Here is a 22,480-nt window from a genome sequence, read left to right as displayed (position 1 = left end):
GTCCGCTCCCAGCCCGGCCGTAACCGGTTGTTCGAGCAGCAACGCGTTTACATACCTGCGCACAGCATTTGGGTCAATGGCGACAATACTTGGGACGCCGGTATTCTCAGCGGCGGAGCCGTCGTCAACACTTATCCCTCCGACAATAAGATTTACCAGACCTATGTCCCGCTGACCGTCGACACCGACGAGGTCATGATGGATATCTCCGGACTGTCCAACGTCCGACCACTGTGGTGGGAACCGTCGGGGGAGACGGTCGTGTACTCGGCTTGTTCTGGCACTGAAGAACCTGGCCCCGCGCTGAGCATCTACCGATCTACGGCTGGAAAAGGTTCCGGACGAAGGAGAGACTCTCGGGGAGTGCGGCCCGCATCGTCTCGATATGCCCCGTCGGGTACGTGCGGAATGTGACTGGCTGGCGGTTGGCGGCGAGTTCAGCCGCGAGTTTCAACGCCAGCGGCGCCGGCACCATCTCGTCCGTCAGCCCCTGCCCGAGGAAGACGGGCCGGTCGTATCCGGTCGTGGGGATCTCGAGCATGCCGCGAGCAGCGGTGAGCAGTGCGGGATCGTCGAGCGGTCGGTTCACCAGATCGCCGATCGTGACGTCGCCGAGGTCCGATGCCATTTCCTGGTAGCAGTCGGTTTCGGCTCGGGTCAGGGTATCGGTGCCGCGCGGTGTCAGGTATCGATCGATGTCGAGATCGGGTCGCGCTGCCCGGAGTCCGGCCAGGATGTACGAGACGAACACGGTGCTGCCGGTCAGTGGCAATCGGGGAAAGTCCGGCCCCAGGAGTGGTGCGAGGTTCTCCAGATTCGACGGCGCCCCGGTTGCGACCGCGCCGCGGTAGTCCAGTTCGGGTGCGTATCGTGTCGCGATCGCTGCCGTGACCATCGCGGACTGCCCGCCCTGAGACTGTCCGAGTGCCACCCATTGCGGTGAGAGCGACGGTTCGATCGCACGCGCAGCACGCACCATGTCGATCATGCTGTGCGCCTGAGACGGTCCGTCCAGGTACGGGTGGATTCCCGGGGTGCCGAGCCCCACGTAGTCGGTCGCGACGATTGCGTAGCCCTGCGAGAGCCAGTTCGTGAGGTATGGACTGCCGACGGTCCCGGTCACGGTGGGAGCGCACTCGTCGGAAATACCTACGGTGCCGTGGGCCCACGAGATCACCGGCCAGCCGCCTTCGGGTGGATCACCGGCGGGGAGGAAGAGCGCGCCGGTACTCAACGCCGGCCGGCGGAGCGGTCCGGTGGACCAATAGGTGAGCTTTGATCCGTTGACGGCGCCGGGGATCCAGAAGGATTGTGGCAGGGAATCTGTCGCGGTCACTGTGCCCGGCGCCGTGGCTGGCGACGGTACCTGCGCCTGGGCGGGCGCGGTCGAGAGGACCGCGGAGGTGAGCGCGATCACCATCAATGCTTGGCCGATTCGTCGTCGGATCATTGCACCGCTCCCGGGGTTTGTCCGTGTGTACGCTGACTCCCATTCTGCGCGAATCGGAGGTGCCGGCGTACCGGTTCGACCATCTTCGGGTGCCGCTACCGCGGTCGAGGGCCGGTTTGTTATCCGAGAAGCGGACGGGCGCAGCGTAGTTCCCGTGACATTGTCATGGTGGTGGGGGTGGATTCATGGGGCCGGGAGAGTATCCGGGCGAGTACTCGGGGGCCTCGCGCCCGTACTGGCCGCGTACGACGGCGAGGTCGAACTCGAACGTGGTCTCGATATCCTGTTTGCGGGCCTGGCCGCAACTCTGACCAATCCCGACAATCAACGCACCGGTAACGGTTTCGCCGTCGACGCAGCAGATCGGAGCGGACTACGTGGACAGGAATCGTCTGATCGTCACGACTTACAACCGCAACGGGTAGACCACGACTCGATGCGATCTGCCGGCGATTATCACTTGCTCCCCTTCAATCGAAAGGTGCAAGGAAAGGTGTCATGCGATTGGTGATGCTTGCTGCTGATCGCGTGGCTCAGGACACTGTCAAGTTATCTGGTACGTAACTGTTTTCGGTCGCAGCACGCCATCACGCCGAGCGGTGTGCGGCCAGCGAAGCCGCCGTTGGCTTATACGGCGAGCGTTGCCTTCCATCGTGCGCAGATGGATCAGGCCGGTCTCGAACGGATGTATGCGGGTTGACTTCCGGCCGTCGCAGATCGATAGGCCGATCCGCACCGCGTACGGCGACATCGAAGATCTGATTGCCATCCGCATCGATGGCACTCGCGTCGAATCGCACGAAAAGGATCTCGACCGCACGCCACAGATAATGCTGGATGCTGATCGCTTGCACCTTGTCAGGAAATTGGCCGACATGGTTCATTCCCGAAGAGCTGACTGGAAATTGAAGCTCAACTCTGGTTCAACGTCCTCATCTGAAGTATCGGGTATCCAATTGCACGTGATGCTCCCCGCTGGCGAATTCGAACGTTCGCTGGCGGTGGTCGCGGCAGTCGATCGGTCCAGGTTTTCGAGCTCCCCAGCGCATGGTTCGTGAACCACCGTTTTCAGAACACCAAGTGCGCACGTAACGGACGAGGGACTGCCGGGCGATTATCCGGGTATGACACGAGCTCGGGTACTGGTTGTCGCCACCACGGTGGGCCTAACACTGTTCCTCGGCGTCGGAGTCGCGGCCGCTTCGCCGGGTGGACCGGACCCGTACTGGTGGATGGGCCCGCAAATCCGACCGTGGCTCGAGCCGATCTTCGTCGGCCTAGCCAACTGGTTCTACAATCTGCCGCTGGTGCCGTACCTGTCGTAGCGGCCGCGCCGCCGTCATTGCGTCAGCAATCCAGCGCTGCAGTTCCCGTGCTCCGGGTGGCACTAGGTTGTTGGTTTCTACCTTGTTTGGGGCGTGATCAATTGTCTCGAATTCGCATCGGTTGAATGTCCATCGCAATCGCGACGGGCAGGTTTGCCGTATTCCCTGCCAGAATCAGTTCTATGTCCGATTCTGACGCTCAACGCACTGATCCCATTGCGGTCGGGTCCCGAGTCAAGGTGATCGCGGCCTCCGGATCGCGATCTGGAGATACCGAACCCCAGGTCGGTGTCGTGGTCGAGGACTACGGCGATATCGTCATCGACAGCTCTGACCTGGGGCGGGACTGGGCGCCGGTGCAGCGGTGGGCGATCTCCCTCGACGACGGCCGTCTGGTTTTCGCCGCTGAGGGTGGCCTCGAACTCGCCTGAATCTTTCTTCTCTCTCACCGACGAGAATCACCGGCTACACCTGGGATGCGGGTATGTGAAAACCTAACTTATTGAAAAACTTCACGTTCCCGCCCCATTGTCCGAGAATTTATTACAGTCCTGAGCTGAAGGGCAACCCCAAGCCTTTATGCATCAAAAACCTAAATACGAGGCCAAGGGGAAGCATGGCCGATAGGAGAAGGTCGTTAGACATGTTGCACCATTTTCTGTAGTTGGTTGCCTGACTTCGCTGAGGCTAGCACGAAATATTCTTCTGTAATTCCTTTTGGATAATCCGCATTGACCATTTCTCAGAGTTTAGGGAGCCTGTACCCTTACTCCGCTCGAGATTGTGCATGCAGCAACGATTGGACTCGCCATCTGGTTCTTCGTTGCGTTCACCGATGCGATATTTGTTCGCTGCGTGGTTCCTACTTCGCTGGACCGATGAGCGCCGAGTATCCGCCGCATTCAAAGGAATTGCCATCAAGGAATAAGAGAAGTAATTTGCAATAAACGTCCTGTTCTCGGACTGTAACTCCAGGAAATTATTTGCACGGTGGAGGCCCGTCAGACGAGACGCCGATGGGCGTTGGAGCCAAACTATCCTAACGATGTTCCGATGACCGTGGTAGGCCGCGAAAACGGATACGCTGATCGAACAACTGCCGGGGTCGACGTTGGCGTATCCAGGATGAAGGGAGCCGCAGATGTCTGCAGTCCCGTTGAAAGTCGTCCGGAAGAAACTCGCACACGAAGCGATCCTGGACAAGATCGACCGCGAGCACCTCTCGATCAACACCGACGAGGTCGAGACCGACCGCGAGATGCGAAACATGTCGCCACTCTCCGTTTTGTTTAGCAAGAGCGAACGCCTGCGCGTACTCGACCTTCTCGTCGAGAGAACTCGTGAGTGACGGCGAAGCGACCTCGAGAAGGAGGATATCGCCATGTTCAGAGTGGGCGGACTGGTTCAACCATCGGCGCCTCTACGAGCGCGGCGACGATGTTCCTCCGGCCGATCTCGAGGCTTTCTACTACGTTAAACACAGAACTTGCGAATCGCGGAGTTCTCAAATCAGTAAGCCTCTGGACTCGCCGATGTGATTCACAATCGAAGAAAAGCGCCGACCCGCGTTTGACCATGTTCTGACACTCGTGTCCGAAGCCGATGTTCATATATCTGATTGTCAACGAGTTCTGAAAAACGGGCACACGTACGAGTGATATTGGGCTCATGCCGGAATTCGTCAGAACTGGCGCTTGACCCCTAATGTGACGCGCGGATCGCAAGGACCGAATCGTCTACCGCCGAAGGCTGGCTATTCGCGTGAGGGATGTAATCTGTCTTCTGTGTCAACATCATCCAATTCAGACTATCTGGTACACCTATTAGTATATTTTAATGGCATTATTGGTGGTAATTCTGACTACTGACCTTCCATTTCGGCAAAACTCTAGCGGAAGATGCTTTGGGTGCCGACAATGGATCTCTGGTTCCTTTTCGCATCGGAATTTCTCCAAATATTATCTATTAAGCTTCCATTTTCACTTTGCTGCCTCGCTGCATCAAGAAGAATTGAGAATCGAAAGTTTCAACAAAAATGCACCGAAGAATCAACATCCGAAGATCTTAGATTAGGTGAAGGTAATTTCAGGGTTTGGGTCAGAACCCGCACCCTGCCTCCTGGCAGGTGCGGGTTCTGACTTTTTCGCTTCTCTGATCGGTCGGCGCTGCCCACGATGAGGGTTGCACTCGCCAAGAACTCGGGCCGATTCAAGGACCCACCCGAACGCGGTGGGGCCGTAGGAAAGATGCCGCGGCTGATCTGGGTGGGAATCTCCGTCGACCAAGAGTGCGGCGGTGGCGACTTAGAGTGGCCATCCGGCTGATGTGTTGGGATCGGGCGTGAAGTCCGGGGGTTTTATGCGATCGGGGGTAGTTGAACGACCTGCCCGGCGTAGGCCAGTCCTGCACCGAAGCCAAGCAGCAGTGCCGTATCACCGCGGCGGGCCTCGCCGGACCGGAGGAGTTGTTCCATCGCCAAGGGGATCGACGCGGCGCTGGTGTTGCCGCTGACGGCGATATCCCGAGCAACCGCGACGGTGTCGGGCAGTCCCAGTGTCCGGATCAGCGCATCTGTGATGCGACTGTTGGCCTGGTGCGGCACGAAAGCATCCAGATCCTCGGCTGCGATACCGGCCTTTTCCAGCGCGTCGCGGCACGCCTTCTCCAGAAAGGTTACCGCCCAACGGAACACGGCCTGACCGTTCATCCGGATGTACGGTCGCTCCGCGTGACCTCCACCGATTTCTGCTGCCTCGACCTCGGCAAAATACTGTGTGAAGTCTTTGTCCTGCTTGATCGCCGCGGTCTGGCTTCCATCCGAACCCCACGCGACCGGGCCGATCCCCTCCACGTCGGACGGACCCACTACGACTGCGCCAGCGCCGTCGGCGAAGATGAACGCGCATGTCCGGTCGGTGGGGTCGAGCAGGTCGGAGAGTCGTTCCACGCCGATCACCAGAACGTGACGGGCTTGTCCGTCGCGAACGAGACTCGCTGCGTTGCCCAGGGCGTAGCAGAATCCCGCACATCCAGCTGAAATGTCGTAGGCGGCAGTGTCGTTCATGCCGAGTTCGGTTGCAACCACCGCTCCGGCCGACGGGCCTAGCACCATCTGCGACGAGGTTGCCAGTACGACTGCGTCGATCTGCTCGGCCACCAGATCCGCGGCGGTCAGTGCCGCGCGGGCGGCCGCCACGCTCATCGAGACGATGGTCTCGTCGGGTTCGGCCCAGCCGCGGGCGGTGATACCGGAACGGGTCCGGATCCATTCGTCGGTGGAGTCGATGCGGTCGACGATCTCGGAATTGGGGACCACGCGTCGAGGTCGGTACACGCCCAGGCCGAGAAGGGCTGCGTGGGCGACGCGAGGTGCGGTGACGATAGGCATGGCATCCTTCCATGTGAACCAATCGGTCCATATTCTTCATGTCTAACATGAACCGATCAGTCCACACAACTCGAAGGGGCTCGCATGACCTCCCCACGCCCACGCACTCGTCTCCTTGCCAGCACCATTCCGATGGTGCAAGAGTTCGGGGTGCACGGTGCTGGTCTGACAGAGCTCCTCAAACGCAGCAATACATCGCGAAACTCGCTGTACCAGCATTTTCCAACCGGAAAGACCGAGGTCGTGGAAACGGCCACTCGGATCGTGTCGAGGGTCGTCGGATCGCATCTGAGCGCGATGGTTCAACAGTTGCCGACCACATCATCGATCGATCGATGGCTCGACGAACTGCTCGCCTTCTGGCTCGATCCTCTCGAATCCAGCGACTACCGATTGGGCTCGTTCATGATGGCGGCAGCGTTGGACGAGTTCGATCCCACGGTCCAGTCGGCCGCCGGTCAAGCGTTCACCGACTGGACGGCACTGCTCGCCGGCGGCCTCGTTGAGACCGGGCTCGACAACTCAACCGCGCGCTCGATCGGCGGGCTACTCTTGTCGGTCATCGAGGGAGCGATCGTCCAGAGCCGCGCGCTCAAGTCCAGTGAACCATTCACCGACGCTCACTCCCAGCTCAGTGTGCTGTTGAGATGTCAACTCGCGCAGAATTAGTCGCAGCGCGCAATCACCCCCTGGCTCCCAGCGTGTGGACCTATTAGACACCCACATCGATGGATTCAACGTGTGCAGTTGTCGGCGGCAATATCTACGCCGTTTTGCGCGTCCACGTCGTTGACTTCAACCCGGCTGGAACCAGGACAATTGGGTACCGGTTCTGGCGGTTCAGACGCGAGGCAACAGAACTGTGCAGCACCTGACTCATTGCGGAAATCGGACCTCGCCGCGGCGCCCCGATCACAATGGTGAACGCGCCGTATTTTTCTGCCGTAGACAGGATTAGGCCTGCTGGGTCGCCGTGATTGCAGTCGTATGTCCAAGTGCCGGCGTGCGATGTCAATGCGCAGCGGGTGTGTTCACGTTGGGTGATCATCGTTGAATTGAGGCGTTTCTCGAACTGGGGTGAGTCGGTTTCCACGGGTTGGTCCTCAGCATTGATGCAGTGAACGACATGAAGTGATGCACCTTCCGCGGTGGCCAGCGAGAGTGCAAACTCCAGGACGTCGCCGCTCGACGGTTCGCTGCCGATGCCGACCACAACATGGCGTGTATCGGCGATGCCTGTTGCTGGACTCTCTAGGTGGAAGGTGTGCTCGGGGTGTGGTCCGCCATGATGCTTCGTCATCGCGAGTCCTCCTTCACCAGGGAGATCGATTCTACGAATTTGGAGCTTTGGCAACTATTTTACGGCGATCACCACTGAGTTTCCGTAGGCGGATTCCGCAGGCAAGGCCGTGGGACGGTATAAACGTCCTATGAGTCTTGACCCCGCGATTGCAGCAAAACTGAAGCGAAATGACGCCGGACTGTTCAGCGCAGTTGCGCAGGAAAAGTCCACAGGCGACGTGTTGATGGTCGCGTGGATGGACGACGAAGCACTCGCTCGCACGCTGGAAACCCGTAAGGGAACGTACTATTCGCGTTCACGTCAGCAGTATTGGGTCAAGGGGGAGACGTCAGGTCACACCCAGTATGTCCACGAAGTGCGCCTTGACTGCGACGGCGATTCAGTCCTTCTGATCGTCGATCAGGAAGGCGCCGCGTGCCACACCGGCACCCACACCTGCTTCGATACCGACGTACTGCTCGCTGCTGAGTAGGAAACTTCACGGAAGAGGGAGCAGTATGGCCGCGACGAAGACTCCGCAACCGCTCGAATATTCGTTTACCTCTCCCATCGAGAAGGACGGCGCGTTCGCGACGTATCTGACCGTGCCCGGGTCGGCGGAACTGCTCGGTACTCGGCGAGCAGTCAAGGTGGTCGGCACGCTTGACGGTGAGCACCCCTTCGAAGCGACGTTGATGCCGTCAGGCGACGGACCGCATTGGTTGCCGCTGCGGGTTGCGCTGTGCAAAGCGATTGGTAAGAGCGCGGCGGGCGAAGAAGTGTCGGTTCGCCTGCTGCAGCGTTTGAGCTGATTTTCCCTTTATGAAGGAGCGTCGTGGTTGCTGATGCAGTTGACTCTTTGTCATTGGTAACCCGGCGCCTGAGCGGGGTCAGTGGTGATGAAGGTGAAACGCGATCGCTCCACCTGTCGCGTGAACTCGCGGCGCCGATCACGACGGTGTGGTCGGCAATAGCCGAGTTGGATCGCATTCCGCAGTGGTTCATGCCTGTTTCAGGCGACGCCCGACTCGGTGGCCGTTATCAACTCGACGGCAATGCCGGTGGTGAGATTCTGGCGTGCGCCGCGCCGCACACACTGAAGATCACCTGGGAATACGGCGGTGACGTCAGCTACGTGACGATCAAATTGATCGAAACCTCCAGCGGGGAAACATTGTTCGATTTCGTCCACGCCGCCGATGTCGACCCGGATCGGTGGAATGAATACGGGCCAGGTGCCGTCGGGGTCGGTTGGGACATGGGATTGCTCGCATTGGCGCAGCACGTCGAGCTGGGAACCAACACTCCACTGGAGACGCCGGAGTGGTCGGCAAGCGATGAAGCAAAGGCATTCATGGCGGCCAGTAGCGAATTGTGGGCCGACTCTGCGATTGCTTCCGGCGACGACCCCGCGCAGGCGCGAGCCGCCGCCGCACGAACAACTGCTGCATACGCCGGGTAGAGAACGTCTCCGCGGACTAACATCGGAATAGTCTGGTTGTTGCGGGACTTCCGCGCCACGAGCGGAGACGACGATGGTGTACCGGCTCATCGAAAGTGCGACGGTATTCGTTCACTTCAGCTTTATTCTCTACGTGGTGTTCGGTGGGTTCGTGGCGTGGAAGTGGCGTCGTACTATTGTTTTTCACCTCGTCGCAGTCGTGTGGGGTGCAGGTTCGGTCCTGGTCGGATATGACTGCCCGCTCACCCATCTCGAGAACTGGGCCCGTCGGATGGCGGGAATTTCCGAATTACCGTCCGCAGGGTTCATTTCCCACTACATCGCCGGCGTTTTCTATCCGGTCGGCATCGAAGCGATTGTCCAGGGCGTTGCCGCGGCAATGGTCGTGGGTTCCTGGGTGGGATACGTGCTGCTCGGACGGCATGTGCGGTCTGCGTCGGTGAGGGCGCAGCCGCGCCGTTGACGGTGTTTTCAGGCGAGGCTGTTCTCCCATGCGAAGCCGTCCGGATCGGTGAACGGGGCACCGTCGCCCGTGATGATGATTCGACTCGATCCGCTGCCTTCGGGCGCGACGCCCCCATCCTTGGCCAGAGCCTTTCGGCCGTACAGGGCAACCGTGAGCTTTTTCGGGGGAGCTGTGAACTGGACGTACTTGCGTCCGTAGCTTTTCGACACCTCGAGACCGTGATCGACGTAGTACTGCTTACTGGCCTTGACGTCCTCGACACCGAGCAACAGCACGAGATCCTCGATCTCCCGGGTCGCTGGGCCAGTGTTCTTCTTTGACGACGTTGCCACTTTCCAGATTGCGCCGTCCGGAGCCTGTACAACACCGCCGTAGCCCCAGAAAGACTTCTTGACGGGCTTCAACACGGTGGCGCCGGCTGCGAGTGCCGCATCGACGAAGGAGTCGACGATGTTCGGCTGCGACACAACAAGCGACAGCGTATAGCCGCGGAACCCCGTTGTCGGTGTCTGCGACGCTCGTACGCTCACGCGGTCTCCGACGCCGAAGGCATCGTAAAAGGACTGGGCGGCTGCGGTGTCGGGGACTTCGAGGATCACGGACTCTGCGGTGGTCATCTTGGCACTTCTCGTTGATGTGCGAGCGGACTGGGGATCACGTGGTGAATTCATGTCTGTAACGGTAGTTTCGGCGCGGCAACCGACGCTTCTCGATTCCTGATCGGTTTTGTGTGCGCTCCGGGGTGCTACGGGTTTGCCTGGAAATCAACAGATCTGGTGTGTGTAGAGGTCGCGCAACAGGGCGACCTCGGAAAGATGATGGATCAGCTCGCGGTGGATGTGCAGCACCAGATCGGCCATCGCCAATTCGGGGTATGGCTCCTTCGCTCCCACTGGTTCCCGTAGACCGCTCTCGCCGAGATTCCGCACTCCGGCGAGCCAGATATCGAGCTGCGTCTCGAGTTGCTCGAGCGCCTCGGCCCCAGTTCCGGCGTACTCCCAAGTCTCGTACGACGCGGCAGCAGCGCCGAAGTGTGAAGCATTGCGCGCAGCAAGCACACCGACAATGACGTGACCGAGTCGCCACGCGATTGTCGTGAAAGGTGGCGGAACCGGCTCGGGAAAGGCGTAGTCGATCGTGAACTCTCCAGCGCCGACGTGCATCGGTGCGGTGGACTGGCCGCGAGGAAGGACACTCCAGGCATTGGGTACCGGGGACCAGAAGTACTCGTCATCGGTGAGACCGTCGAGTCGAGATTTGATCTGGTGGTTCCAATGGAATTCCCACTGCTCGCGGAGTGTTCGATTCCAGTCGATATCACTTGCGTCCATGTACCCACTCTGCCAGCGTCGCTAGCTACGTGCGTCGGAGAGCAATCACGGGAATGGTGCGGATTCCAGCCGTCTTCTCTGCGTACTCTGCAAATCCGGGGTACCGCTGGGCTTGCTCGTTGAAGATCTTGTCACGTTTGTCGCCGGTCACTTCGCTGACGGCAACCGAGTACTTTTCGGTGCCGACTTCGATTTCGGCGTGGTCCGTTGCAGTGAGGTTGTAGTACCAATCCGGATTGGTGGGAGCGCCGGCTTTGGACGCAAAGACGTAGATGGTATCGGGATCTTGCTCATCCGCCAGGTACATCATCGGGCTGACGAATTCGCGTCCGGACTTTCGGCCCCGATGGTGGACCAACACCATCGGCGCGCCTTCGAAGGGGCCGCCCACATGACCTTGGTTTTCTCGGAATTGGGCAATGATGTCTGCGTTCCAGTCGTCAGTACTCATCGTCGTCTCCTGGTTGAGTCTGTGGGGTTCCGGCACCAAAATCTTGGCACATCTCGGAGTGCGCGGGGTTACGTTCGGAGATAGTTGATCTATTATCTACGCATGAACGCAGATAGTCAGATTTGCAGGCGGAAGCTTCCCGACGATCAGGTGGACCTTGTCGTAGAGGTGTTTCGGATGCTCGCTGACGCGACGCGTGTACAGATTCTGTGGGCGTTGGTCGATCGAGAGTGCTCGGTGAATGAACTGGCGGAGCGCGTCGGAAAGCCAACACCGTCAGTGTCGCAGCACCTGGCAAAACTACGGATGGCTCGATTGGTGCGCACCCGTCGTGAAGGCACTACCGTGTTCTACCGCCTCGAGAACGACCATGTGCGCCAACTGGTTACCGACGCAGTCTTCAATGCCGAGCACGCCGGTCCAGGCTTGCCGGGGCATCACCGTACTGCCGGAGAACTCCGCGAGATACACCCTGAGCGCGTCCCGCCTGGTAGTGCGGAGGAGGGGGCGTCATGACGCACGAACCCACTGTCGGTCACGCGCATGGTCACGGCCACGGTCATGGCCATTCTCGCGGTGGATTCCGGTCTGCTGTGCGGGATGTGTTCGCCCCACACAGCCATGACACGGCCGACAGTGTCGACGACGCTCTCGAATCGAGCAAGATGGGTATCCGAGCAGTCAAGATCAGCTTGGTGGCGTTGGGAATCACTGCTGCGGTGCAAGTGGCGATCGTTGCGATCTCCGGATCGGTGGCGCTGCTGGCGGACACCATTCACAACTTTTCCGATGCGCTCACCGCGATCCCGCTGTGGATTGCCTTTGCACTTGGACGACGAGCGGCAACGCGTCGGTACACGTACGGATTTGGCCGTGCCGAGGACTTGGCGGGCCTGTTGGTCCTGGCCATGATGGCCCTGTCTGCAGTGATTGCCGGTGTCGAGGCGGTCAGGCGGCTCATCAACCCGATCGAGATCGATCATCTGGGATGGGTCGCTGCCGCAGGTCTGGTGGGCTTCATCGGTAACGAACTTGTGGCGTTGTACCGCATCAGGGTCGGTCGGCAGATCGGATCCGCGGCTCTCGTCGCCGACGGATTACATGCTCGGACAGACGGATTCACGTCGTTGGCCGTCCTGCTCGGGGCCGGGGGAGTTGCGTTGGGGTTCCCGCTCGCAGACCCGATCATCGGACTTGTCATCACCGCTGCCATCGTTGCCGTGCTCCGCAGCGCTGCGCGTGACGTGTTGCGGCGTCTCATGGACGGCGTCGAACCGAAGTTGGTGGACGATGCTGAAACCGCTTTGCGTGCGGAACCCGGCGTTCTCGGGGTTCGCGGCTTGAAGATGCGGTGGATCGGTCATCGATTACACGCAGATGCAGAACTCGATATCGATCCTTCTGCCAGTCTTGCGGAGGCCCACGCGATTGCGCACAGCGCCGAACACACATTGACGCACGCGGTTCCGAAGCTGTCGTCAGCGTTGGTCCATGCCTACCCCGCCCACACGACGCTCGACAGGCACACAACAACATGACCACTTTGTTCTGAATATCCTGTTCACTAGGGGTTTCCTCGGTACGCTACGAAGCGTCGATCGGACGTATCTCACGCCGCACGGAACGGGGAAACCAGTGATCGCTCGGTGCAGAAGGTCGCTCGTCGCCCTGGTAGTGGTGTCAATGACGGTGGCTTTGGCTGCCTGCGCAACTGGTGATCCGGTATCCGGTGCAGGCGGTAATTACGGATCGGACGGGGCTCCGGCCGACTTCAGGGAGCCGGTCAAACTCAGTAGCGTCGACGGTGTTCTCGAGGTGCGTTTGTCTGCGCATCAGGGATCGGTGCCGCTCGATACAGCGTCGGGGACTGTGTCAGACTTTCTGCTCTTCGGATACGACGTCATCCGTGGCGCAGCGTCCGACGGGTCGAGTTCCGGAACCGATGTGTATCCGGCGCCGACATTGCGAGTCAATCCTGGCGAGCGCTTGATCGTCCACTACGACAACGACTTGCACGATCTCACAATCGAGGACTTCTACGATCCCGCGTTCACTCCGGCGGGTGGTGATGTTCCGATCTATCCACCGGCGCTGACGTCAGCGCCGCTCAATCTGCACACTCATGGCGTGCACGTCAGTCCCGACGGTAATGCCGACAACGTGTTGCTCAACATTCCCGCTGGGCAGGGGAATGTCTACGACTACGCAATTCCTGGGTCCATGCCCAACGGTTTGTACTGGTACCACAGCCACCGTCACACGCTCACTGCTCAACAGACATACATGGGACTCGCGGGACTGCTGGAAATCGGCCGACCCGATGGGAATCTGCCGATCGTGACGGCCAACGACATACCGGTGCGCGATATGGCGCTGCAGTACAACTTCGTCTTCGACCGCAAAGGCCAAGGCCGGAAACTCAATGACGCGATGTGGCCACAATTTGTCAGCACTTTGGATCCGCCGACAGGTCCGGACCTTGTCGACGGCACCTACCGCCCGAGTCTCGCGCCGGTGAATTTCTCGGAAACTACGGAAGGCTCACAGTACTTCACCAACTGGTACAGCGGGCCGTTGTCGCCGGCCAACCATCGTGGGCAAAATCAATTTGTCCCCGCTAATTTGCAGAGCTTCGTGGGCGAATCGACCAGCGTTCCGGCCGATCCGTCGCTGCCGGACAATCAACGCGATGTGCAGTACACCGTGAACGGGCAGTTCCAGCCTTCGCTGAAACTGAAGCCGGGCCAGACCGAAATCTGGGTGCTCGCCAATATCAGTGACTTCGCGTACATGCCGGTTACGTTGACGGAAACCGCGACAGGCAACCATCCGCGCTTCGCGATAGTGGGTCAGGACGGAAACCCGTTCTCCGAGGTCAGGCCGCCGGTAGACGGTGACGGAACCAGGCTCGTAATTCCTCCGGCGTCTCGATACGCGATCGCGGTGACTATGCCGGAGTCCGGTGATCTGGTGCTGGAAATGCCACCGCTCGACGGCGCAAAACCGGTGAGCAATCCTGGCATTCTCTACACCAACAACGGCACCGATAATCCGCCTGCTGAACTGGGAACCGTCACCGTCGATCCGTCGGTGATCAGTTACGCCGACGGATTCTTCACCTTCCCGACCCAGCAGTTGATCCGAGCAACGCCGGACGAAGGTGAAGGCAAGACAACACCTTTCGAGTTCGGTCAGAAGCTTGATGCTTATACGTCATTCGTGGATACCGCAGCAGTGAGTCCCGATGTGACCCGCAACCTCACTGTCTCTGGTGGATTCGGAAACAACAAGGCCAGCAGCAGTGACCCGAAAGCCTTCACGTATGAGTTCGCCGACAACACTTTCCCGAATATTCCCCTGATTCAGCCCCGGCTGAACTCGGTCGAGGAATGGACAATTACCAACCTCAATAATGACGAGCATCCAATGCACATCCACGTCAATGACTTCCAAGTGATGGAGGTTGTGGATCCTGTTGCCGGGACCACAACTGGGGTGCAGCAGTGGGGGATCGACAACGTCAACGTGCCTGCGCCGGTTACAGACGAGAATGAGAACGCGCTCGTACCGGCATCGGTGACACTGCGAACCAAGTTCACCGAATACACGGGGACCTTTGTGATCCACTGCCATCGGCTCAATCACGAGGACAACGGGTTGATGGCGACGGTGAACGTGATTCCCGAAATGTCGACGTACGCGGTTGCCGTGCCTGGCTCGTCCGGCGTGCCTGCGACAGTGCAGATCTTCGACGCGAACGGCGATACGTTGCTCACAACCGTGACACCATTCCCGTCGTTCGAGGGAACTCCCAGCGTGGCGATGGCAGACGTCAACGGTGACATGGTGCTCGACCTGATCGCTGGAACCGGCGGTGGCGTGGCACCAGAAGTGGTGGCGTACAACGCGGTCGACGGGCCAGCGTTCACCGACGAACTGGCACGATTTGCTCCCTTCGATGCGGGTTTCCGTGGTGGCGTCAACGTCGCCGGCGTCGATATCGACGGAAATGCTTTGGCGGACAACATTATCGTTGCCTCCGGCCCGGGTATGGAATCGAAGGTCAAGATCTACTCCACCGTGTTGCCGACTGACAAGAAATCGGCGCCGGCAGAATTCGGATCGTTTGCTCCGTATCCGGGATCGAGTAGCGGAGTGACAATCGCGACGGGGATGGTCGACGCGCACTCTGGCCGGGCGAGCATCGTGACTGCTCCGGGACCCGGCGACGAGCCGTGGGTGAAGACGTTCCGATACGACCTGTACGCGCCCACAGCAGCTGCCGGAAAGACCGACGAACATGCAGGTCACGCTGATGGGCCGGTGACGACCTCGCAGTTCTTGGCGTTCGATCAGAGCTATCGAGGTGGGGTATCACTGTCAACCGGTTGGGTGGCCGGTGCGGAAGGCGGCGCGAAATCCATAGTTGCCGGGATGAGCGGAGGAGACGGATTGGTGCGAATCTTCTCGAGCGGATCACGACTCGACGGATCGCCGGAGATGTATCTCGAAAGCCCCGACCACCACTCGACCGATGTTGCATTTCGGGAGATCGCGTCCTTCGACCCGTTCGAGGGTCCCGCCGGCGTGGGTGTTGCGACTACCAGCACCACAACGGGGGCGGATTTGCTGATCAGCGGTAGCAGCGGAACCAGTGCCGACGTTCGGAAGTTTTTTTTGGGGCGTGCAGATCCGTCTGCGACGACGCTGACGCCGACCCTGATCGGAACATTGCCGCCCTATGTGAATGGGATCGGAGTGTTGCAGATAGGAGGTCGTTAGTACCTGTCTTGAACGTTGAATGTTGTTGTATGTCAGAAGTTCTCGAGCATTATTCTTCGGAATCCTGTCTGAAATGCCCCTTGAATCGAATAGATGTTCGAGTATAATTCAGTCAGGGTGGGGAGGCCTTGATGACTACGGTGAGCGATTTCGTTTCGGTAGGGGATGTTGTAGCCGGTCCGGCTGTGGGTGTGCGCGGCGGGTTGTGGCGGTTGCGCCCGTCCGACGTTCGGGACGTCGCAGTCAATGTGTCTGCGGAAATCCTTCGATTGGAAGCGATTCGGGTTGCCGCGGTCGACGCGTTGGCACTCAATCCGGATGAGCAGGTGCTCTGCTACCGCGGTGTGGGGCGCTGGTTAGCGGCAAACACGATGCTGCAGAACGCGGCCGGTAACAAGATCGCGGCCCTCGGTGCCGCACTGCGAGGTTTTCCGGACATAGCTGCTCAATTCGAGGCCGGTGACCTCTCGGTCGATCATGCGGCAATAATCGTCGCGTTCTGCGAATCACCGCCAAAAGGTATGCCTACGACTGCTTTACCGTCGTGCGTGGCAACACTGCTCGCTGCCGCGTCGGGGGTGGAGGCCACCACTATCAAACTGCGGTATGCGATTGCGGTTTTGGAGCGGATTTTCGAATCGGATGAGACCCCAGCTGGTGAGGACGACGATCTCAATGTCTTGCGGATTTCGCCGACGCTCAATGGTCGGGTTGCAATCAAGGGCGATTTCGACGCGTTGACCGGCGAAATGTTGTTGTCGGCGCTCTCGAAGTTGTCGATGCCGAAGCCAGCCGCTGACGGAACCCCCGATCAGCGCTCGGCAGCTAAACGCACCGCCGACGCCTTCACCGAACTGATTCGCCGGTATCTCGATAATGCTGTTACCGGTGTTGATGGTGGTCAGCGTCCGCATGTGAACGTGCACATCACCGCGAAAGATCTTGCCGAGCATCGGGAATGCGCCACCACGCGCAGCGATACCGCATCAGGTAGCGATGCCAACGTCAGCGATGCCGAGTTCTACGGCAGTGCGTTCGATGACGACGAGCCTGATATCGAGGACCTTGACGTCGGCTACATGCCGTGGATGGGGCCGCTCAGTGTGAGCCTGACCCGGATGCTCGCGTGCGATTGCATGCTCTGGACCGTTTTGATGGACGGCAACGGTGCACCGCTCGATGCAACTCCACACAAGCGATTGGTGACGGCAGAACAGCGGACGGCGCTGATCGCCCGGGACAAGGGTTGCGCGTTCCCGAACTGCGATGCGTTACCCGCTTGGTGCGACGCGCACCATATTCAACCGTGGTCGGTCGGCGGGCTGACGGTGATGGACAACCTCACCCTCCTGTGCCGGAATCATCACCGGTTGATTCACAGCACCAGTGGGTTCCGCGGCATCTGGGAAATCAAGATGGGCGATGATCACAAACCGTGGTTCATCCCACCGACGGCGATCGATCCGAAACAACGACGCCGCCGCTCCACCACCCGGCAGGGCCCAGTCCACCGAGACTGAAACCGGCTGCGCCGGAACTACATACCGTGTGAGAGCTTCGCATCACCAGCAAGACGATGCGAGGCCCACACGCATGCGCGGGTCCTGAAGCAAACATGCACGGGTTCGCACGGCATAGTCGCAGCGATCAGTGCGGTTGGGTGGTGTTGTGCGTTTGCCACGTTGCATGTCTTCTGGGCTCTTGGCGGTTCGCTAGGTTTGGCGTCGTCGGCGGGGAGTGACCTGGCAGAACGACGACCGGATGGGACTCGAGTCGCCTAGCTTCGATGCGAGGTAGCAGGAAGATGCACAGAATCAGATTTCTTGCCCGACACAATAATCGGACCCTGACATCTCGAACCGGAACCTACTCCAGCAGAATGAACCTCGAATCAGGGCAGCGACCAGATCTGTGTAGTGACCAGATAGAAGACCACAACCCAGAACACCGTCACCGCTGCGACAATCGCCAAACCTCGAGCATTTGTCCTTGCCGCGGGAACGTCGGCCGGCGGACGCAACCAGCGACTCAGTAGGCGGTTCACGTAGTAGGGCATCGTGAAGAAACTCATGATGAAGCTCGAGAGAAGGTTTCCGACCAGCAAACCTAGCCAGAGTGGCATTTTCAGTGGTGACAAAACCAAGGTCAGCAGAACGACAGTCGGGTACAGGCCAACCCACACCGCGATTGCCGTCTTGGTGTCCGACGGTGGTGGGGCTTCGTTGCCGTTCTCGTCGAACGCAAACCAACTGCCGAACGAATTGTCGACGGTGCGCAATTCGAAGTCGTGGAACCGACGCCCTTCGGCGAGGAGTTCCTGACGTTCGGGGGAGGTCAGCCAGGTATCGAGATGGGCGGCGCTGTCGAAGCGGTAGAGAGTGGTCCATTCGTCCTGAACACCGTCGACGGGTCGGAAAAGTTCGGTGCCGCGGAATCCCTCGAATGTGCTTTCCACCTCGCGAAGGCGGTCCTGCCAGGCAAGGAATTCCTCGATGTTGTCATCACTGACCCGGTGTGACACAACAACGGTGAGGAGTGGATCGGGTGGTTTGATTCCGCCACTCACTACTTGTTGGGTGCCGGGTCCGTCGAAGAATTGGCGTCCTCGTTCCAGGAAATCCTGACGTGTCGCGCTGTTGATCCAGGCCTGAACATGGGCAATGGAGTCGAAGCGATACACGATGACCCACTCCGGGTGGATGGCCGTCGGCGCGGACACTTCGGTGCCCAGAAATCCGGCGTAGCCGGCGGCAGCCCGGTTGAGGTCCTTCTGCCAGACTTCGAACTGCTCTGCCATTCCGGGGTGTACCCGTTGACCGATGATGACTGTGGCGATGTTGTCGGCGGATGTTTCCGCGGTCATCGGTTCAACCCCGTGTAGATCCGTTCAGGAGTGAGGGGTAGTGAACGGAATCGGGTGCCGGTTGCGTTCTGCAGAGCGTTCGCCAGCGCGGGGGCCACCGGGTTGATGCAGCACTCCGCCATGCCTTTCGAGCGGAGTGGGCCGACGGAATCAGCCGAGTCAACGAGTATCACCTCGGTGCGAGGCACATCTGCATACGTGGGAATGCGATAGTTTCGCAAGTTCGGGTTCATCATTGCGCCGGCAGCGTCCACATGAAAGTTCTCGGTGAGAGCAAAGCCGATTCCCTGTGCGACACCACCTTCGATCTGCCCTCGAACTTGTGCGGGATTGATGATCACACCCGCGTCGGTCGCATGAACACTGGAGAGTATCCGGATTTCGCCGGTTATCCGGTGCACCGCGATTCGGAAGCCGTGAGTGTTGGACACCACGCTGCGCGGAGATCCGTAGGCCTTGCGGGCCACGGTAAATCGGATCCCGCGTTGCCTCGCTGCGCCGAGAAGTTCCTGCAGAGTCAACCGTGTACTTGCACAGACGATCTTGTCGTCATCCATCGAGCACTGATCGACGGCAACGCCGGTGTGGTGAGCGGCAAAGGCAAGTAGGCGATCTCGCAACGCATTCGATGCTCGCAAGACGGCGTTTCCGGCAACAAACAGGCCGGCGCTGGCAAAAGCCCCTGTGTCGAAACCGGTACGGTCGGTGTCCGACTGGATGATTCGTACCCGGGACGGTGTGGTTCCCAACTGATTTGCGGCGATCTGGACGTGAGCGGTGGACGTTCCTTCTCCGAATTCGACTGTGCCGATTGCAAGTTCGTATATACAGTCGTCGCCGAGCGTGAGCCAGGCCTCCGAGATGTGCTCAGTGGGTGGGGCGGTTTCGTGTAATGAGCTGGCTGTACCGGTGCCGATGAGCCACTCTTCGCCCAGAGTTGGGACCGGCGCGCGGCCCAGAGCGGTGTCCACCAGATCGATGCACTGGCCGAGCCCGTCTTCGGTGAAAATGACGTCATCGGGTCCGTCCTCGAGCGCCACAAGTGAATCGCCTGGCCGCACGATATTGCGTCGACGCAGTTCCAGCGGGTCCATGTTCAACGCGAGAGCGAGTTCGGTCATCGCGGACTCCACGGCAAACGCGGGCTGAGTCATCCCGTAACCGCGCAAGGCTCCACTCGGAACGTTGTTCGTGTAGACGGAATACGCGTCGAACTTCTTGTTTGCGCATCGGTACAGCGAGACTGCAGCCCCGCCGGCGAACAACGTTTCACCGCCGTGGTTTCCGTAGGCGCCGGTGTTGGAGATGTTTCGGTACTGAAATGCGGTCAGCGTCCCGTCCGCGGTGGCGCCCAATTTGATAGTCAATTTCATCGGATGGCGCGGCGACGCGGTGGTGAACTCCTCCTCGCGCGTGAACTCGAGGCTGACGGGTCGTCCCGTGTCCAGTGTTGCCAGTGCAACGAGGTCTTCCGTGATCACCTCTTGTTTTCCGCCGAATCCGCCGCCTACCCGTTTGCAGAACACGCGAAGCTGATCCGGGCGCAGATCGAAGAGGTGGGAGAGTTTGACCTTGGCAATCGACGGGGATTGCGAACTGGTGCGCACGTGCAGGCGTTCGCCGTCCATCCAGGCGATGGAACCGTGTGTCTCGAGGTGCGCATGTTGGACCCGGGGCGAGAAGTATGTGCCTTCGTGGATAACGTCCGCCGCTGCGAACCCCGCGTCGACGTCGCCGACATGCCCATGGATCTCGAGCAGGATGTTGTGCTCGGGGTCGCGGACAAACGGGTCGTCCGATCCGTGCAACGCAGGGGCGCCATCGGCCATCGCCTCCTCTGGATCGAAGACAGCCGGGAGAACCTCGTACTCGACCACAACTTTGCGACGACCTTCCTCGGCTGCGGCAATGGTGTCGGCCAGCACGGCCACCACACGTTGTCCGACGAAGCGCACCACATTGTCGAGAATGTAGGTGTCATCGGGATCCACAAGGTGGTCGGTATGGATAGCCGTCGTGAAACGCTTGCGCGGCACGTCTTTCCAGGTATAGACGCGGTGCACTCCGGGAACGGCGAGGGCAGCGGAAGTATCGATCGAGACGATGCGCGCGTGGGCGTGCGGTGAATGCAGCACCTTCAGATGCAGCGTTCCCTCGATCGTTGTATCCATTGTGAACTCGGCGCGGCCGGTCACGACATCGGTAGCGGCGGGTGCGCCGACGCTTGTCCCCACTGCTTGCCCGGGTAGTGCAACCTCGATCGCGCTGACTCCGTTGACCGCGTCCTCGATCGATCGATAACCGGTGCAGCGGCACAGGTTTCCTTTCAGGGCGCGCGGCAGGTCGTCCTTCTGAGCGTCGGTCAACGCTGCCGACGTCATGATCATGCCGGCGGTGCAGAAGCCACACTGAAACCCTGGAGCATCGCGGAACTGCGCCTGCATCGGGTGCAGATTCTCTGGAGTGCCGAGGCCTTCGATAGTCGTGACATCCCGACCTTCGGCTCGAAAGGCGGGGGTGATGCAGCTGTGAATCGGTGCGCCGTCAAGCCAGACGGTGCAGGCTCCACAATCGCCCCCGTCGCATCCCTTCTTGACGCCGTGATGACCGAGCGTCCGGAGGAATGTGCGTAGACACTGCCCGGCAAAGGGCTGTTCACTGAAGTTCCTGCCGTTCACCACGTAGCTCATGACCGGTCCTCGCTCAGTTCCAGGCGCAGCTCCTCGGCGTAGTGCCGGGCGAGGTGAAGGCGGTGGTCAGGGGTGCCGTTCGGGTCGTCGAACCAGGCAGCTTCAGGAATGGCATTGATGACGTGCTGCAGCGAGGCGCGGTCCGGGAGGGTGGCAAATGACAGTTGGATCGGTCGGGTTGTTCCGGCGGTGATGGTGAGCAGGAGATCAGTAGTGCCCGGTGTCTGAGTGGCGATCATGAAGATGGTGGAACGGCCTAGATGCGTGAGACTGAATCGGCGGTGGGCGTGACGCTTTGTGAGCGCGTGAAGCGGAATGTCGATGCTACGAAGCACCTCGCCCGGTTCAAGGATGTTCTGGTGGTCTCCGATCACAAAATCGGCGGCGTCGACGGTTCGCAGAGTTCCGTCGGTGGACCACAGCGTGTATGTCGCCTCGAGTGCGACGGACAGCGTGATCATCGGGCCTGCGGGCAGCGACATGCAGATGTTGCCGCCCACGGTTGCGCTGTTCCAGATCTTGAATGAGGACAGGAAGTACTCACAACTGATACGAAAGAGTTGGGCGCCCGGCCAATCACCTGGCGCTACAAACGTATACAGGTCATGGATCGTGCAAGTGGCTCCGATAGTGAGACCGGTCGCGTGAGTTTCCAGCGGCGTCCAGCCCAGTGTTGTCAGGTCCAGAAGGCGATCCAGATCGGGCTGTTCCGCTGAAAACAGCCATGTCCCACCGGCAAGCCACGCGTCGCCGACCCGCCAGATCGCACCGGGGCGTTCCGGTGGTCGCCGAACTACGTCACTGATGGTGGTGAGGTCCATGCGTCGTGCTCCCCTCGGGGAAGTGACATACCGGACTGCGACGTTACCGAGTACACGAAGCGCATTCACATGTTTCGCCTATTTCCGACAAATTGGAATTAAGTCCAACTGGTCGGTGCATGTGATTTCAGATTTTGGGTACGTCTGAGTACGGGGCGGGTTCCGCCTC

24 protein-coding genes are annotated in these 22,480 nt (G+C 59.8%); 13 read left to right on the top strand and 11 right to left on the bottom strand.

Annotated elements, in window-relative coordinates; all coding sequences use genetic code 11:
* Nucleotides 1–161: 161 nt before the first annotated feature.
* Both V2B23_RS24930 and V2B23_RS24925 read right to left on the bottom strand, forming a co-directional pair.
* The gene (locus V2B23_RS24930) at nucleotides 162–284 is read right to left on the bottom strand and encodes a hypothetical protein (protein ID WP_430952753.1); all 123 of its coding nucleotides are present in this window, start codon (nucleotides 282–284) and stop codon (nucleotides 162–164) included.
* A gap of 35 nt (nucleotides 285–319) precedes the next feature.
* On the bottom strand, nucleotides 320–1,450 hold the full coding sequence (locus V2B23_RS24925; RefSeq protein ID WP_430952752.1) for a lipase family protein: 1,131 nt from the start codon (nucleotides 1,448–1,450) through the stop codon (nucleotides 320–322).
* 154 nt (nucleotides 1,451–1,604) lie between these two features.
* Here V2B23_RS24925 and V2B23_RS24920 point away from each other — a divergent pair, with 154 nt between their 5' ends.
* Nucleotides 1,605–1,961 (top strand): hypothetical protein, encoded by a 357-nt coding sequence (locus V2B23_RS24920; RefSeq protein ID WP_430952751.1) that lies wholly within the window; start codon nucleotides 1,605–1,607, stop codon nucleotides 1,959–1,961.
* Between the two features lie 76 nt (nucleotides 1,962–2,037).
* Here the strand turns inward: V2B23_RS24920 and V2B23_RS24915 are convergent, their stop codons facing one another.
* Nucleotides 2,038–2,334: a hypothetical protein gene (locus V2B23_RS24915; protein WP_430952750.1), complete on the bottom strand. Its 297-nt coding sequence runs from the start codon at nucleotides 2,332–2,334 to the stop codon at nucleotides 2,038–2,040.
* A gap of 240 nt (nucleotides 2,335–2,574) precedes the next feature.
* Here V2B23_RS24915 and V2B23_RS24910 point away from each other — a divergent pair, with 240 nt between their 5' ends.
* From V2B23_RS24910 to V2B23_RS24900, 3 genes are all read left to right on the top strand, one after another.
* The gene (locus tag V2B23_RS24910; protein WP_430952749.1) at nucleotides 2,575–2,775 is read left to right on the top strand and encodes a hypothetical protein; all 201 of its coding nucleotides are present in this window, start codon (nucleotides 2,575–2,577) and stop codon (nucleotides 2,773–2,775) included.
* A gap of 182 nt (nucleotides 2,776–2,957) precedes the next feature.
* The gene (locus V2B23_RS24905) at nucleotides 2,958–3,206 is read left to right on the top strand and encodes a hypothetical protein (protein ID WP_430952748.1); all 249 of its coding nucleotides are present in this window, start codon (nucleotides 2,958–2,960) and stop codon (nucleotides 3,204–3,206) included.
* Nucleotides 3,207–3,916: 710 nt separating this feature from the next.
* Entirely contained in the window at nucleotides 3,917–4,123 is a 207-nt protein-coding gene (locus V2B23_RS24900) for a hypothetical protein (RefSeq protein ID WP_430952747.1), read from the top strand.
* Between the two features lie 1,008 nt (nucleotides 4,124–5,131).
* On the opposite strand, the gene V2B23_RS24895 is transcribed toward V2B23_RS24900, so the two are convergent.
* The gene (locus V2B23_RS24895) at nucleotides 5,132–6,163 is read right to left on the bottom strand and encodes a beta-ketoacyl-ACP synthase III (protein ID WP_430952746.1); all 1,032 of its coding nucleotides are present in this window, start codon (nucleotides 6,161–6,163) and stop codon (nucleotides 5,132–5,134) included.
* Between the two features lie 84 nt (nucleotides 6,164–6,247).
* Here V2B23_RS24895 and V2B23_RS24890 point away from each other — a divergent pair, with 84 nt between their 5' ends.
* Nucleotides 6,248–6,832 (top strand): TetR/AcrR family transcriptional regulator, encoded by a 585-nt coding sequence (locus V2B23_RS24890; protein WP_430952745.1) that lies wholly within the window; start codon nucleotides 6,248–6,250, stop codon nucleotides 6,830–6,832.
* 94 nt (nucleotides 6,833–6,926) lie between these two features.
* On the opposite strand, the gene V2B23_RS24885 is transcribed toward V2B23_RS24890, so the two are convergent.
* The gene (locus V2B23_RS24885) at nucleotides 6,927–7,463 is read right to left on the bottom strand and encodes a universal stress protein (RefSeq protein ID WP_430952744.1); all 537 of its coding nucleotides are present in this window, start codon (nucleotides 7,461–7,463) and stop codon (nucleotides 6,927–6,929) included.
* Nucleotides 7,464–7,593: 130 nt separating this feature from the next.
* On the opposite strand from V2B23_RS24885, the gene hisI reads away from it, so the two are divergent.
* The 4 genes from hisI (at nucleotide 7,594) to V2B23_RS24865 (ending at nucleotide 9,370) form a co-directional block, all read left to right on the top strand.
* Nucleotides 7,594–7,938, top strand: a complete 345-nt coding sequence (gene hisI, locus V2B23_RS24880) for a phosphoribosyl-AMP cyclohydrolase (RefSeq protein ID WP_033230902.1) — start codon at nucleotides 7,594–7,596, stop codon at nucleotides 7,936–7,938.
* A 25-nt stretch (nucleotides 7,939–7,963) separates the two neighbouring features.
* On the top strand, nucleotides 7,964–8,257 hold the full coding sequence (locus tag V2B23_RS24875) for a DUF1905 domain-containing protein (RefSeq protein ID WP_430952743.1): 294 nt from the start codon (nucleotides 7,964–7,966) through the stop codon (nucleotides 8,255–8,257).
* A 23-nt stretch (nucleotides 8,258–8,280) separates the two neighbouring features.
* A complete protein-coding gene (locus tag V2B23_RS24870; RefSeq protein ID WP_430952742.1) occupies nucleotides 8,281–8,907 on the top strand; it encodes an SRPBCC family protein in 627 nt (208 codons plus the stop codon).
* 73 nt (nucleotides 8,908–8,980) lie between these two features.
* Nucleotides 8,981–9,370, top strand: a complete 390-nt coding sequence (locus V2B23_RS24865) for a DUF2784 domain-containing protein (RefSeq protein WP_430952741.1) — start codon at nucleotides 8,981–8,983, stop codon at nucleotides 9,368–9,370.
* A gap of 8 nt (nucleotides 9,371–9,378) precedes the next feature.
* On the opposite strand, the gene V2B23_RS24860 is transcribed toward V2B23_RS24865, so the two are convergent.
* From V2B23_RS24860 to V2B23_RS24850, 3 genes are all read right to left on the bottom strand, one after another.
* Nucleotides 9,379–9,990: a glyoxalase gene (locus V2B23_RS24860; RefSeq protein WP_430952812.1), complete on the bottom strand. Its 612-nt coding sequence runs from the start codon at nucleotides 9,988–9,990 to the stop codon at nucleotides 9,379–9,381.
* A 147-nt stretch (nucleotides 9,991–10,137) separates the two neighbouring features.
* Nucleotides 10,138–10,704, bottom strand: coding sequence for a DinB family protein (locus V2B23_RS24855; protein ID WP_430952740.1), 567 nt, complete (start codon nucleotides 10,702–10,704; stop codon nucleotides 10,138–10,140).
* 25 nt (nucleotides 10,705–10,729) lie between these two features.
* On the bottom strand, nucleotides 10,730–11,155 hold the full coding sequence (locus V2B23_RS24850; protein WP_430952739.1) for a nitroreductase/quinone reductase family protein: 426 nt from the start codon (nucleotides 11,153–11,155) through the stop codon (nucleotides 10,730–10,732).
* Nucleotides 11,156–11,257: 102 nt separating this feature from the next.
* Here V2B23_RS24850 and V2B23_RS24845 point away from each other — a divergent pair, with 102 nt between their 5' ends.
* From V2B23_RS24845 to V2B23_RS24830, 4 genes are all read left to right on the top strand, one after another.
* Entirely contained in the window at nucleotides 11,258–11,671 is a 414-nt protein-coding gene (locus V2B23_RS24845; RefSeq protein WP_430952738.1) for an ArsR/SmtB family transcription factor, read from the top strand.
* On the top strand, nucleotides 11,668–12,693 hold the full coding sequence (locus V2B23_RS24840; protein WP_430952737.1) for a cation diffusion facilitator family transporter: 1,026 nt from the start codon (nucleotides 11,668–11,670) through the stop codon (nucleotides 12,691–12,693). Before V2B23_RS24845 ends, V2B23_RS24840 begins: the two co-directional genes overlap by 4 nt.
* A 145-nt stretch (nucleotides 12,694–12,838) precedes the next feature.
* The gene (locus V2B23_RS24835) at nucleotides 12,839–15,937 is read left to right on the top strand and encodes a multicopper oxidase family protein (protein ID WP_430952736.1); all 3,099 of its coding nucleotides are present in this window, start codon (nucleotides 12,839–12,841) and stop codon (nucleotides 15,935–15,937) included.
* Between the two features lie 131 nt (nucleotides 15,938–16,068).
* Nucleotides 16,069–17,457 (top strand): DUF222 domain-containing protein, encoded by a 1,389-nt coding sequence (locus V2B23_RS24830; protein ID WP_430952735.1) that lies wholly within the window; start codon nucleotides 16,069–16,071, stop codon nucleotides 17,455–17,457.
* Nucleotides 17,458–17,828: 371 nt separating this feature from the next.
* On the opposite strand, the gene V2B23_RS24825 is transcribed toward V2B23_RS24830, so the two are convergent.
* The 3 genes from V2B23_RS24825 to V2B23_RS24815 are packed head-to-tail and all read right to left on the bottom strand — an operon-like array spanning nucleotide 17,829 to nucleotide 22,311.
* Nucleotides 17,829–18,800: an antibiotic biosynthesis monooxygenase gene (locus V2B23_RS24825; RefSeq protein WP_430952734.1), complete on the bottom strand. Its 972-nt coding sequence runs from the start codon at nucleotides 18,798–18,800 to the stop codon at nucleotides 17,829–17,831.
* A complete protein-coding gene (locus V2B23_RS24820) occupies nucleotides 18,797–21,490 on the bottom strand; it encodes a molybdopterin-dependent oxidoreductase (RefSeq protein WP_430952733.1) in 2,694 nt (897 codons plus the stop codon). Before V2B23_RS24820 ends, V2B23_RS24825 begins: the two co-directional genes overlap by 4 nt.
* Nucleotides 21,487–22,311, bottom strand: a complete 825-nt coding sequence (locus tag V2B23_RS24815) for an FAD binding domain-containing protein (protein ID WP_430952732.1) — start codon at nucleotides 22,309–22,311, stop codon at nucleotides 21,487–21,489. Before V2B23_RS24815 ends, V2B23_RS24820 begins: the two co-directional genes overlap by 4 nt.
* Between the last annotated feature and the right edge of the window lie 169 nt (nucleotides 22,312–22,480).

The organism is Rhodococcus sp. 24CO, from assembly GCF_050586165.1.
Lineage (GTDB): Bacteria > Actinomycetota > Actinomycetes > Mycobacteriales > Mycobacteriaceae > Rhodococcus_F.
The sequence above is the reverse complement of the archived record's forward strand: the minus strand, read 5'-3'. Positions and strand labels throughout refer to the sequence as shown.